We start from the raw sequence: 13,463 nt of genomic DNA, 5'->3' as shown, positions 1-13,463 counted from the left end.
ATTATTATATTGTATAATAAAAATATGGGGATGTCCTGGTTTCGACAGGATACTCTGGTCATATAATAGCAGTGGTGTGGTAGACCATAAGACTTCTAGGTTTGATAAAATGCAAACAAAAACGAAGAAAACACAAACGAAGTTCCAACATTTATGTTAAATGCTGGACAAGCAAATTACGCTTTTGCCTAATTTGACTTTAAATATAAAAATATAACGTTTGGCAATTTTTAGCAGTCTTGGAATCTGCTAATTATTGTGCATACCTATTCCAATTGAAATTATGATCGTAATAAATAATTTTGAAATTCAATTACGAATGTTATATTAGTCTTTTGATAATTTTATTTAATATAACAAATTAGAAAATTATATAAACTGTAGAAATTATGTGATTCGGTATTTTGGACGTGGGTTCGATTCCCACCATCTCCACCATTATTAAGTAAAAAACACCTAGTTAGAAGTAACTAGGTTTTTATTTTATTATGTCAAGTTCTCTTAAATCTTTATATACTGCACCAAATAATTCTGTTTGAATAATTTTATTATTTCCTGGATAACTTGAACTTAAAAAAGTCATTGTTATATTGTTTTTTGGATCAACAAGTCCAGCACTTCCCAAAGCTCCATCCCATCCAAACTCTCCTGTTTCTGTTAAAGGATTAAGTTCATTTTTCATTCTTACTCTAACACCATATCCATATGAATAGTCATTATTAAAAGTTCATTTAAATGTATCTTTAATTTGTTTTAACTGATCGTTACGCATTTTATCAAGCAAATCAATTTCCAAATATTGAATTCCATTTATTTTGCCGTCTATTAAAAAATTTAAAAACTTTGCATAGTCATTTGCTGTTGAAAATAAACCATTTCCACCCAATGAAGCTAATGGTTGTTTGTCAATAAATGGCATTAAAAAATGAAAATTTTTATTTAAATTTAACTCATTACCTTTAATTGTTTTTTTAAATTCATAAACATCAGTTTTTCTTTTAAAATCTTTTACATAAAATGCTGTATCTTTCATCTCCAAAATTGAAAATAGATTTTCTTCAAGAAAATCTTCAAATTTTTGATTTGAAACTTTTTCTATGACTCCTCCAATAATATCAAGTGATACTCCATAATGTCATTCACTTCCTGGTTGTGAAATTACTTTTATTTTACTAATTTTTTCACAAAATTTTTGTAAAGATATGTTTTCATTTTCTACTAAATCAAAAGCATTTTTAATTTCTTTACCACTTTCTGAATTATTTCAAAAGTAAGTCAATCCTGAAGTCATGTTTAGTAAATGTTTTATTTTTATTTGTTTATCAAACTCTTTATAAAATTTATTTATTGAATCTTCAAATGATAATTGATTTCTTTGAATTAATAATAAGCAAGCAACTACTGTAATTGGCTTAGTCATTGAATATAAAGCAAAAATATTATCTTCTTTAATTGCCTTTTTGTTTTCATAATTTGAGTATCCAAAATTTTGAAAAAAAATTTCTTTATTGTCCTTAGTTATTTTTATAACTAAACCATTGAACAGTTTTTTATTGATAAATTCAGTTAATTTGCTTGTAGTATTTTTTCAATCCATAAATTCACACCTATTGTCTTTTTAATATTATATTCTTAAAAAATAAAAAAAGAGACAACGTCTCTTTTAGAAATTAATTTATTTTTTAGATTTTCTTTGTTCGTCTAAGATTTTAATCATACGAGGTTTAATGGCTTCTTGTTCTCCACCATAAACAACTTGTACGTTTGTTCCCCTAATTAAAGCTCCAGTAGCTCCTCCTAAAGAAATAATTCCATCTTTATCAACTAAAGAACCATCTTTAACAGTTAAACGTAAACGACTAGCACATGCATCAACGTCAACAATATTTGCTTCTCCACCTAAGAATTCAATAATTTTTGTAGCTTTTTGAACTCTTGCATCTTCAACAGCATCTCTAGCAGATACTTTTGATGATTTTACATCTTCAATTTTGCTTCCATCAACATTTAATCCTTTTGATGCTTTATATTCAGCCTTTGTTGCTAATTGAACATTTGAACTTCCGTCACGACCTGGTACCATAACATTTCCATATTTTACTGCAAAGTAGAATGCAAAGAAATAAGCAGGTGCCATTGCGGCTGAAACCCCTAATATTGCAAATGCTGATTTTGCTGACATAGCTTTTGATCCAAAGTAAGGGATAACTCCAAATACGATGTAATCAATAAATCCTCCAGAAACAGTCATTGATACGTGAGTTTTAAATAACCCAGCAAATAAGAATGAAATAGCTGCTAAAGGCATATGTACACCATAGAATAATCATGGTGCTAAGAATAAGAAAGTATATTCGATTGGTTCTGTAATACCTGTTAAGAAACAAGTAAAGGCTGCTGAGAAGTAAATTCCCATAACTTCTTTTCTATTTTCTTTAGGTACATTTAATCACATAGCTAAACCAGCCATTGGTAATCCTAATAACATAAATCCAAATTTACCTGATTGAAATCTACCAATGTTTAGTCCTAAAGCTTCTAAGTCAGTAAAGTTTAATACACTTGTATTAGCAATAACTTTATAAGCCATAGTTTGATCACCCATTGACTGTCATAAATCAGTGTAATCATTAGAAATAAGTTTTCTAATAGCTTCAAATTTTTCAGTTGGATTTATTAAACCATTTAATAAAGTACTTGCTAACTCAGAATGATTTTTAGCTCAAATTTCAACAAAAGCTTTTTGTTGATCTGCATCTGCTTTATTAAATGCTTCTGCTATTGATCCACCAGCATTTGTTCATCATAATGGTGCATAGAATACATGGTGTAGGCCAAACGGAACTAATGAACGTTCAGCAACCTCATAAATGAATGAATCTAAACCACCAGGTAGCTTACCTGATGCTTGTCCAAATGCTGCTAATCCCATACCAACGTATGGTCAAATAAACATAAATATAAATGATAAAGGTATAACAGCAACAAAAGTTACAATTGGAACCAATTTAGTTCCACTAAAGAAGCTTATTGCTGAAGGTAATTGAGTTTGGTGGAATTTATTATAGCACTTAGCTGCAATAGCACCAACAAAAATACCTGCAAATACACCTGTATTTAAAGAATTAATTCCAATATTTGATGTAATTAATCCGTTAGGAATTTTATTAATTCATAATAATGAGTAGTAAACACTACCTGCTCCATCAATTAATTCACGGTTTGCATTAACTAATTGATATTTAATACCTTCTAAACTTGTCACTCCTGTTAAGTCACTTGCTGTATGTACATATTGTAAAACAGACACATGAGGAGTTGAAGCAAGATCTGCAAATTTAATTCATTCAGCTGAAGCATCAGCTGAAGCTTTAATTTGTACTCACACATTTTCAGCTCCCATTACTTGTGTATGTAATAACGCTGATTGCATACCATTCATAACTAAGAAACCTACAACAGCTGTAATAGCTGCAATTCCTGAGTCTTTAGTATATGCAAGGGCAACTGAGATACAGAATAGTACTGGTAAATTTCCAAAACATACATCACCCATTTTATTTAGTAATGTACCAAAGAAATATCCAAAGCTGTCTGCACCTGAATTTGAAGCAATAGCTGACCCTACACCTAAGAATACTCCTGCAATAGGAAGTAATGCAATAGGTAAAAGGAAGGCTTTACTTAATTTTGAAAGTGTAGGCATAATGTTTGCGCAACCCTTTTTGAACATTTGTCAAGAGTGCTTAGCGCTACCTTTTCATTCAATAGAAGAAAAACTTTTCATCTTTTTTCCCTTTCATAGTTTTATTTTTAAAAGAATACAAATTTTAGACTAACATCATTAGCCCTGAAAACGCCATAACAAATCCAAATAAAGCTAAAAATATTGGGAAATTCTTTTTAGTGAATTCTCATATAGTTTGACTTTCTTTTTTGTGTCTATAAAATTCATCGTGAATCTTTGATCTGTTCTTAACCCAAAAAGCTAACACACCAAAAATCACCATAATAAATAAACCGATAATCATTATAATTAATCCTAGTAATTTGTCTGTTTCCATTTTGTACCTCATATTATATTTTTACACAAAAAAAAAAAAAAAAGGTTTTATTTGGGAAATTCTTCCAAACAAAACCACTTTAAGTGTTAAATCCTCTATTTTTACTTCCAGTTAATTTAATTCATTCATCTTTTTTAGTTTTTGAGTTTATTTCTTCAAGTTGAACAAAAAATATTTCTTTAATTGTTTTTTTATTTTCTTTCATATAATTATTTATAATTTCAAACTTATTTTCAAGGATTTTTAAAATTAATTCTTTTGATTCATGTTTGAAATCATCACTTTCAAATATGTATATAGGTAGAAAAAAATCACTTTTTTCAACTTTGGCAAAAGTTAAAGCAAATATTCCATTATTAATTTCAAAACTTTCATCAAATTTAACTGCTTTTTTATTTATAAACAACTCATTTCAAACAATTGAAGAAGAAGTTACAGAATGCTTTCTCTTTAAATTAAAACCTGATAAAAAGCCTCAACAAGCAATAATTAAAGCTATGATAAATACTACTATCAAAATTGCTATTCCTCATGAAGGAAGAGAATTTATATTTGTGCTATTTTCCATTTTACTCCTTTAGATTAAAAATGCTAATTAAGCATTTGTTAATAACAAATCATATAATAATTGTTTAATAACAATAGAATATTTTGCTTCTAATATTTATATTTACGCATTTCTTTTCTTTCAGTGTCTCTTTTTTTAATTGTTTCTCTCTTATCATGCATTTTTTTACCACGCCCAAGACCAATTTCAAGTTTAGCATAGTTGCCTTTTAAATAAAGTTTTAAAGGCACTATAGTCAATTTTTCTAACATTACTCTTTTCAAAATTTTATTAATTTCTTTTTTATGTAGTAATAATTTTCTTGTTCTTAATGGATCAATACCCTTAACAAAATTTGCATAATCATATTTTTTAATATTTGCATTAATTAAAAAAGCTTCTTTTTTTCTTATAAGAATAAAAGCCTCAGCAATATTTGCTTCATGATTTCTAATTGATTTGATCTCAGGACCATAAAGCTCAATTCCCGCTTCTCAAGTCTCAAGTATTTCATAATTAAACTTTGCTTTTTTATTTAGTGCGATAACATGCTCACCCATAACAAGAACCTCCTTACTTTTACTTAACTAAAATAAAGTCAATTTTTCTTTTTCTAATATCAGCACTGATAACTTTAATTTTAACTTTTTGCCCCATTCTGTAAAATGTATTATCATGCTTGATTAAAATTTTATTAGTTTCATCATACACTATGTTTGGTTCTAAATTTGAAATATGAACTAAACCCTCAACCATATTATCTAGTTGTACAAAAATACCAAATTTTAAAGCAACTGATATTGTTCCTTCATAAGTATTACCAATTTTATCACTCATATACTCAACTGTACAAGCTTTGACAACTTCACGTTCACAGTCTACACTTGTTGTTTCAGTTTCATTAATAATAACTGATGCTTTTTTAATAAATGCTTGATTTATTTCTAATGCTTTTTGATCGTAATTTTTATTAATAACATATTGTTTTAAGTATCTATGAACAATTAAGTCACTGTATCTTCTAATTGGTGAAGTAAAGTGAGTATAACATGAACTTGATAATCCAAAGTGTCCAATATTTTCTAATTCATACTTTGCTTTTGCCATATATCTCAGAAGTGATAAATTTAATAGTTCTTCTTCAATTGGGTCTTTTGTTTGTTCACTAATACGCTTTAATGTTTTATTAATGTTTAAAGGATCTAACATTTCTGCTGGAGTTAATTTAGGATCTATCCCAAATGATTTCAATGATTGATATCATGTAATTAAATCTTCTTCATCAGGTTTATCATGATTTCTATAAATAAATGGTAATTCCATGTCATTAACTATTTCAGCTACAGCTTCATTAGCACTAACCATGAATTGTTCAATTAGCTTCTCTGATTCACCTGTTTGTCTTGCTTTAATTTCAATAACATTACTATTTTCATCCATTATAACTTTTGGTTCACGCACATCAAATGTAATAGTTCCACGTTTAATTTTAACTTGTTCAATTAATTTAAAAAGTTCAATTGCTTCATCTATCATTTTTTTAGATTCATTACAGTGATTTCAAGTCTTATTTATAATGTATTCATTAACTTCATTGTAGTTTAATCTAACTTTTGAAATCATAATTGTTTCATAAACTTTTTTACTAGTCATTTTACCTGTTTTATCAAAACTCATTTCACAAGCTAAAGCAAATTTTTTAGTATTTGGATTAAGTGAGCACAAATCATCACTTAATATTTTAGGCAACATAGGTAAAACTCTATTTGCTAAATACGTAGAGTTTCCTCTTATTAGAGCTTCTTTATCTAATGGAGTCTTTTGTTCTACATAATGACTTACATCTGCAATTGCAACATAAAGTTTAAACTCACCATTATCCATTTTTTCAACACAAATAGCATCATCCAAGTCTTTTGAATCAATACCATCAATTGTAACAACCATTTTATCTAGCAATGAATTGTTCATTCTTCTATTAATTTCTTCAATTTCTTTATCAACGGGAATATTTACTCTTTCTGCTTCTTTTAAGGTTGCTTTATCAAATTCAGTTCTTATTTCAAATTCTTCTGCAATTGATAAAATTCTGTCGCTAGCTTTTCTAGCATCACCAATAACCTTTTTTAATCTTACAAACATTAATCTTTCTTTAACTGAAATTATTTTTGCTTTAATTATTTGATATTCTTCAATTGGAAACTCTTTTTTGTTCAAAATTCTAAATCTAAATCCTGTAAAAGCTTGATCACTAGGGACAAAGTCTAAAAATTTTCCATCATAACTCCTAACAATTTCACCAATTAAAAATTCTTTAACTCTTAAACAAAGTTCAATTATTTCTGCTCTTGTTTTATCCTGTTCTTTAACAACTTTAAAAATTACTTCATCACTATCAAAACAACCATTTAAACTGACTGGTGCAACAAAATAAGCTTCTTCTTCAGGTTCTAAAATATCATTAACAAATCCAAAACCCTTTGGATTCATTCTTAAATTTCCTTTTTTAAAATTTCCCCCTAATAAGTAAATGTTTTTTTCAGTAGTAAATGCAATAGCATTTTCTTCATTTAACTGGTTTAAAATATTTTCTAATTTAGCGAAATCAAAATTATTTAACTTTGATGCTAAACTGCTTATTGATATAGTTTCATTATTTTCTTTTATTTTCTGTAATATTATTTCTTTATTCATACTAATAATTATAAAGTATTATCAATTATTTGCTTACTTCTTTTTTAATTAACCTAGTTATTATTTTCAATAGCTTCAAGAACTCTAATTGTTTCTATAGTTATATCAAGTCAATAATTCATTTTTTCAAAATTATTATTTAAAACTAAATCAATAAAATCCTTTATTTCATATCACATTGTATTGATTTTATTGCATTTAATATTAAGCGGCGCAAGTCTTAAAATAAAATTATTTATAGTGAATTCATTAACTGTTGTTATATTTTTAATTTCAACATTTTTATCTTCAGCAAATATTTGTGAATTAATAGATTGATAATTATTTTTTGAACATGTTATTGAAGTTATAATCCCATTTTCATGAACCAAAATAGAATGATTAATAATTCCTACATTATTCTTTAATCTGATGTTAGCAGCTTTTATTTCGGCAACTTTTCCAAATAATTTTACTGCTAATTCAACTGGATAAACGTTTAGATCGAATGATGAACCTTTTCCTAATTCAAAATCAAAAACAGAATTATATTTTTCTTGTTTAATATCATTCATTCTACTTGAATATTGATTTAAGTTAAATACAGCTGAATTAACATTATTGTTTTTTATAAAATCTTCTATTATTTCTATTTTATCCACATGAATTGACTTTGTAGCTTCCATTAATATAACTTTATTTTTGTTAGCTAATGCTTTTAATTCTAATATTTGTTCATATTTAAATACTGCTGGTTTTTCTAAGATTACATTTTTAAAATTGCTTAACAAAAGTTTTGCTTGTTCATAATGCAATCCATTGGGAGAAGCAATATAAACAAAATCACATTCTGATTTTGCAAGATCATTTAAATCAGTAATTATTTTTGTATTATGATAACCTATTTCTTTTAAAAACTTAGTTGCTGTTTGTTCTTTTCTACTATAACAAACATAATATTCAAGCTCATTAAATTCTTTTGCTGCATCCAAAAATTCTTTAACTATTCATCCTGTTCCAATTGTTGCAAATTTCATAACTCTACCTTAGTCTTTCTACTTAATTTAATTTTAAAACTTTTATATAAACAAAAAAAGGTTAAAAACCTTTTTAGTTAAATACTAAAATTTCTCTTTTTTCTCTTATTGCGGTAATTGTTATTTCACCTGGAATAATAACACTATTTTTTAAGTCATTTTTTAGAGTTTCTAATATACCAACAAGATCCTTATCATCAGTTTCTACTGGATCAACAATAACCCTGATTTGTCTTCCTGCTTGGAATGCATAAGTTTTTGATATACCTGGAATTTTATTTCCTATTTTTTCAATTTCTTTCATTCTTACTATGAAATCTTCGATTGAATTATTTCTTGCGCCTGGTTTTGAAGCACTAATAGCATCAGCAATAGCAACAATAACTGCTATTTCACTTTCTTTAGCAACATCTTCATGGTGAGCTTCAATTGAGTTGATGATTACCTCTTCTTCGCCATACTTTCTTGCAACTTCTACACCTAAAAATACGTGACTTCCTGTTTTCTCAAAATCAATTGCTTTACCTATATCATGCAATAGACCAGCACGTAATGCTTGCTTTGAATTTAAACCAAGCTCAGATGCAATAATTGAAGCAATCTTTGCTACTTCAATGGAATGAAGTAATACATTTTGACCATAGCTAGTTCTATATTTAAGTTTACCAACTAATTTAACTAACTCTTTATCCATATCGTGGATACCAAGTTCATCCATTACTTGATAACCTATTTCTAAAATAGTTTCATCAATTAACAATTCTTGTTTTTTTAATTCTTTCTCAATTTTAATTGGCTGAATTCTTTTATCAATTAATAATTTTTCTAAAGTTTTAGTAGCAATTTCTCTTCTTATTGGATTAAATGATGAAATTGTAACTACTTCAGGTGTATCATCAATTATTATTTCAACACCAGCTAATTGTTCAAAAGTTTTAAGGTTTCTCCCATCTTTTCCGATGATTCAACCTTTAATATCATCATTTGGAAGTTTAACAAGATTTGTTGTTTTTTCATTAACAATATCTGTTTTAAATCTTTCCATTGCAGATAATATAATACTATTTGATAATTCTTTAGCTCTTGAATGAGCTAAGTTTTCTGCTTGCTTGATTTGACTCACTATTTCATATTGAATTTTTGATTCAACATTTTTCATTAACTCTGCTTTTGCTTCAAAACTTGTCATATTGCTTATAACTTCTAATCTTTTTATAAGATCTTCTCTTTTTTCAAAATAGTCTTTTATTCTTTTATCTAAATCAATATTTTTAATATCAAGAGATTCTTGTTGTTTATGAATAATTGACCTTTCTTTAATTAATAAGTTATTTTCATTTTCTAAGTTTTGTTTAGCAATCTCTAATTTATTTTTTTCAAATTGAAGACTATCTTCAAATGACTTTTTTTGTTCATTAATTTCTCTATATGTATCTGAGAGAATTTTTTTTCTTTCAATTTTTGCTTCTTTAATCTTTTTTGCATTTAAGACTTTTTGTGATTTTGAAGTCAATATATATAGTAATGAGCATAGTGATATTATTAAGGCTACTGAAACAATTATCAGTCCTATAATAATTCCCATTCTTACTCCTTTAAAGTGTGCTTATTAAACACATAATATATTATACTTCAAAAAATAATATTTAAAAATTATTGTTTAAAATAAGAAATTATTATGCCCTATCAATAAATTGCTTTAATTCAGTTTCAATTTTAATTGCTTTATCCGGGTTTTGACTTAACCACTCTTTGACTGCATTTTTACCTTGCCCAATTTTTTCTTTTTCGTATGAATATCAAACACCTGATTTATCTAAAATATTATAAAGAGTAGCTAATTCTATAATTTCATTTGTACGTTCAATTCCTTTATCATATCCAATTGTAATTAGTGTTTGCTTAAAAGGAGCTGCTACTTTATTCTTAACAATTTTAACTTTAACTTTATTAGCAACAACGATACCATTTTCAATTAAAGACTCGCCTTTTCTAACTTCTATTCTTAAAGTTGAAAAAAACTTTAAAGCTCTACCACCAGTTGTTGTTTCTGGATTACCAAACATTATTCCAATTTTCTCTCTTAATTGATTAATGAATATAACTGTTGTTTTTGATTTTGAAATTGCTCCATTTAGTTTTCTCAATGCTTTTGACATCATTCTAGCTTGTAAACCAATCGATTGATCAGACATTTCACCTTCTAATTCAGTTTTAGGCACTAAGGCTGCAACAGAGTCAACAACTATTAAACTTATTGAATTTGATTTTACTAATGTTTCTAATATATCTAATGCTTCTTCACCATATGATGGTTGACTAACAAGTAAACTATTAATGTCAACACCTATTTTTTTTGCATAGTTTAAATCAAGAGAATGCTCAGCGTCTATAAATGCAGCCACACCATCTTTTTTTTGTGCTTCTGCTATAGCATGAAGAGCTAGAGTTGTTTTACCTGATGATTCAGGCCCAAATATTTCAACTACTCTACCTTTTGGATATCCGCCTATACCAATTGCTTGATCAATCAAAAATGAACCTGATGAAATAACATCATGATCAATATCATTGCCTTCATTATAAACAACTAATGCTTCTTTACCATAATTTTTCTCAATTGTTTTTAAAGCAGTTACAAGAGCTTCGTTTTTCCAAATATCATTTTTATTGCTCATTCTTTTTGAAGCTCCTTCTATTGTTTTTATATTATTCATATTAATTTACCTCCAATAAATTATTAAGGTAAATAATTATTTTATTTAACGAAATCTAAAAAAAGATTTAAACCAACAGCCAAACCTTTTTCTTTAAATTGTATTCTATTCATATTAATTTCTTGGACTTTAATAACTTTATATTTTGTTTTTGAACAAACACATATATAAGCTATTCCAACTTCTTTATTTTCTATCGCAATTGGTCCAGCATTACCTGTAAAACTAATTGAAAAATCTGAATTAGTTATTTTTAAAGTATTTTTTGCCATCTTAATAGCGCATTTTTCTGACACTACACCATATTTTTTAATAATTCGTTTATTAATACCTACTATTGATTGTTTGAATGAATTTTGATAACTAATAAACGAACCTACATAAATTTTACTTGCTCCTGAAATATTAGTTATTTCATTTGCAAATATTCCTCCTGTAAAAGATTCACAAGTAGAAATAGTTTGATTATTTTCTTTTAAATAATCTACAAGTTTTTTCATTGTTTCCATAATTCACCACAAACTATTAAAAAATATGAGATTTTAATATAACCCACGTTTTGTACCTTTCGGTGTCAATCATCTATCTAGGATATAATCCTCCTGGTTTACATTCATTTCTGCTCACCAAGTTCCTTTACCAAAATTTAAGTTTCTTACTTATGGGGTTTACCGCGTTCCATTTCAAGGTTTCCCTATACTCGTCTCTGTGGCACTTCATAACATTACCATAGCAAAGCCTTAGGCTAGTTATGCCGTCAATACTTGCGTACTGCCTAGACTTATTTTTTCGTCTAGCATAATCACTACAATCATCTCAGATTGTGCAAGCGTGGAGTTTCCTCTACATTTATTAAATGCAGCGATTGACCATAAAATCTCATATATTATTTTATCTTATATTTATTAACTTATAAAATTTTTATTTATTTTCTAATTTTTCTAAAATTAATTTCATTGTTTTTTCTAATGTATCAATTTGTTTTGATTGTTTCACAAAGTCAGAATTTGATAAGTGCACTTTTGTTAATTTATCAACTTCAGTACTTTTGGAAATTGCTAAACTTTGATATTTAGTTGCCTTTTGTTCTAAATCTATTATAGTTTTGTTTTTTTCTTCTAAAAGCTTGTTCATTTGTTCTAACTCATCTTCATAATATTTCATTTGAACAATTATTTTATCTAACAAACTATTAACACTTTCAATCTTGTATCCAGGAAATTCTTGCGGTATTTTTTCATGCAAAATTTCTTCTGCTAATATATTTGGTTTTTTCATAAAGCACCTCCATTGTTTATTATTTATTTTATCATGTAATTAAAAATAAAAAATCCCTTAATACTAATATGAGGTGATTAAATGAATCCAATTAAAAATCAAGGAATGTTTCTTGAAACGCTCTTAAATATAACACATCAAAAATACATTGATAATAATGATTGTGTAGTTTCAAAAATACCAACAAATATTATTCCAATCAGCACTAAAAATAATCAAATAACAAATGCTAAGTTTCAAAACAGTTTAAACTGCGACTATATTGGTGTTTATAAGGGCATGTACTTTGAATTTGAAGCAAAAGAAACTTACAAAGATTATTTTGATTTTCACTTAATTAGAAAAAATCAAAATGAAAAAATGAAATTAGTTATTAATAATAAAGGCATAGCTTTTCTAATAATTTATTTTGGTAATTATGAAGAATTTTTTCTTGTTAATTATTCAACTTTAAAAACTTGGGTTAATAAAAATAAAAAAACCATTCCTTATGAATGATTCTTAGATAATGCTTATCAAGTATATTTAGATAATGAATTTAAATTAAATTATTTACCCAAACTTAATTTTCTAATCAATTAAATTTTAATGATTTTTCTATCTTATTTGAATATTTACCAATTAATTTAAGAAATGCTTCATAGTCACTTATTTGATGTTTATATAAAATATCTAATACCTGTTGTCTTGATATAGAAGTTTGTAAAAGATCTTTTAATTCTTCAATCTGTGGAATTGTGAATTTTCAGCCAATTTCTTTTTCAATAGTTTGAATAAAATAAGTTTCGCCTTTTTTAATTGATTCATTTTCAATTAATAAAACTATTTTTAAAAATAGCTGACTAAAATCTATTTCCCTTGGTTTGATTTTAACAAGTCTTTTATCAACTAAATCTTGTAACTCAACTTCAATTGTATCAATTGAAATATTCATAAATTTTGATAGTTTTAAGGGTGTAATCATTTTTTTATTTTCATCACTAAATTGCATTGTTAACAAAACTATCATCACCTGATTTTCATTCATTGAAATCTTTTTATAGTTTTCTAATAATAATTTATGTTTTGAAATTAATCCTTTTGCTAATAATTCTATAAGCATAGTTACACATCCTTTTTTGTCATATGTATTTTATTTTAATTTAAA

The 13,463-nt window shown here is 26.6% G+C and carries 13 protein-coding genes and 2 other RNA genes; 2 read left to right on the top strand and 13 right to left on the bottom strand.

Going from position 1 to position 13,463, the window contains the following annotated elements; all coding sequences use genetic code 4:
* Positions 1-26: 26 nt before the first annotated feature.
* Positions 27-438: a transfer-messenger RNA gene (gene ssrA, locus MTABA_RS01180) on the top strand.
* A 40-nt stretch (positions 439-478) separates the two neighbouring features.
* Here ssrA and MTABA_RS01175 read toward each other — a convergent pair.
* The 12 genes from MTABA_RS01175 to MTABA_RS01120 all read right to left on the bottom strand — a co-directional run bounded on the left by MTABA_RS01175 (position 479) and on the right by MTABA_RS01120 (position 12,316).
* Positions 479-1,597: a serine hydrolase domain-containing protein gene (locus MTABA_RS01175; protein WP_100679377.1), complete on the bottom strand. Its 1,119-nt coding sequence runs from the start codon at positions 1,595-1,597 to the stop codon at positions 479-481.
* Between the two features lie 78 nt (positions 1,598-1,675).
* Positions 1,676-3,733, bottom strand: coding sequence for a PTS transporter subunit EIIC (locus tag MTABA_RS01170; protein WP_425270565.1), 2,058 nt, complete (start codon positions 3,731-3,733; stop codon positions 1,676-1,678).
* Between the two features lie 97 nt (positions 3,734-3,830).
* Entirely contained in the window at positions 3,831-4,064 is a 234-nt protein-coding gene (locus MTABA_RS01165; RefSeq protein ID WP_167373317.1) for a hypothetical protein, read from the bottom strand.
* Between the two features lie 79 nt (positions 4,065-4,143).
* Positions 4,144-4,632 carry a hypothetical protein gene (locus tag MTABA_RS01160; RefSeq protein ID WP_100679375.1) on the bottom strand — a complete coding sequence of 163 codons (489 nt, stop codon included), beginning with the start codon at positions 4,630-4,632 and terminating at the stop codon, positions 4,144-4,146.
* Between the two features lie 89 nt (positions 4,633-4,721).
* Entirely contained in the window at positions 4,722-5,171 is a 450-nt protein-coding gene (gene smpB / locus MTABA_RS01155) for an SsrA-binding protein SmpB (RefSeq protein WP_100679374.1), read from the bottom strand.
* Positions 5,172-5,190: 19 nt separating this feature from the next.
* Positions 5,191-7,305, bottom strand: coding sequence for a ribonuclease R (rnr, locus tag MTABA_RS01150; protein ID WP_100679373.1), 2,115 nt, complete (start codon positions 7,303-7,305; stop codon positions 5,191-5,193).
* Positions 7,306-7,358: 53 nt separating this feature from the next.
* Positions 7,359-8,321 carry a Gfo/Idh/MocA family protein gene (locus tag MTABA_RS01145; protein WP_100679372.1) on the bottom strand — a complete coding sequence of 321 codons (963 nt, stop codon included), beginning with the start codon at positions 8,319-8,321 and terminating at the stop codon, positions 7,359-7,361.
* A gap of 73 nt (positions 8,322-8,394) precedes the next feature.
* Positions 8,395-9,906, bottom strand: a complete 1,512-nt coding sequence (gene rny / locus MTABA_RS01140; protein ID WP_100679371.1) for a ribonuclease Y — start codon at positions 9,904-9,906, stop codon at positions 8,395-8,397.
* A gap of 91 nt (positions 9,907-9,997) precedes the next feature.
* On the bottom strand, positions 9,998-11,038 hold the full coding sequence (gene recA, locus MTABA_RS01135) for a recombinase RecA (RefSeq protein ID WP_100679370.1): 1,041 nt from the start codon (positions 11,036-11,038) through the stop codon (positions 9,998-10,000).
* A 41-nt stretch (positions 11,039-11,079) separates the two neighbouring features.
* On the bottom strand, positions 11,080-11,547 hold the full coding sequence (locus MTABA_RS01130; protein WP_208611720.1) for a CinA family protein: 468 nt from the start codon (positions 11,545-11,547) through the stop codon (positions 11,080-11,082).
* A gap of 34 nt (positions 11,548-11,581) precedes the next feature.
* Positions 11,582-11,915: RNase P RNA component class B (gene rnpB, locus MTABA_RS01125), an RNA gene on the bottom strand.
* Between the two features lie 44 nt (positions 11,916-11,959).
* Entirely contained in the window at positions 11,960-12,316 is a 357-nt protein-coding gene (locus MTABA_RS01120) for a hypothetical protein (protein ID WP_100679369.1), read from the bottom strand.
* An 81-nt stretch (positions 12,317-12,397) separates the two neighbouring features.
* On the opposite strand from MTABA_RS01120, the gene MTABA_RS01115 reads away from it, so the two are divergent.
* Positions 12,398-12,898 carry a Holliday junction resolvase RecU gene (locus MTABA_RS01115; RefSeq protein WP_100679368.1) on the top strand — a complete coding sequence of 167 codons (501 nt, stop codon included), beginning with the start codon at positions 12,398-12,400 and terminating at the stop codon, positions 12,896-12,898.
* On the opposite strand, the gene MTABA_RS01110 is transcribed toward MTABA_RS01115, so the two are convergent.
* Positions 12,879-13,418, bottom strand: coding sequence for a DnaD family protein (locus MTABA_RS01110; protein WP_100679367.1), 540 nt, complete (start codon positions 13,416-13,418; stop codon positions 12,879-12,881). The two genes, MTABA_RS01115 and MTABA_RS01110, sit on opposite strands and share 20 nt — an antisense overlap.
* Positions 13,419-13,463: the final 45 nt, after the last annotated feature.

The sequence above is a fragment of the Mesoplasma tabanidae genome (assembly GCF_002804025.1).
GTDB classification, from domain to species: Bacteria; Bacillota_I; Bacilli_A; order Mycoplasmatales; family Mycoplasmataceae; genus Mesoplasma; species Mesoplasma tabanidae.
Note: the sequence above shows the minus strand (reverse complement) of the source record. Positions and strands in the feature narration are given on the sequence as shown.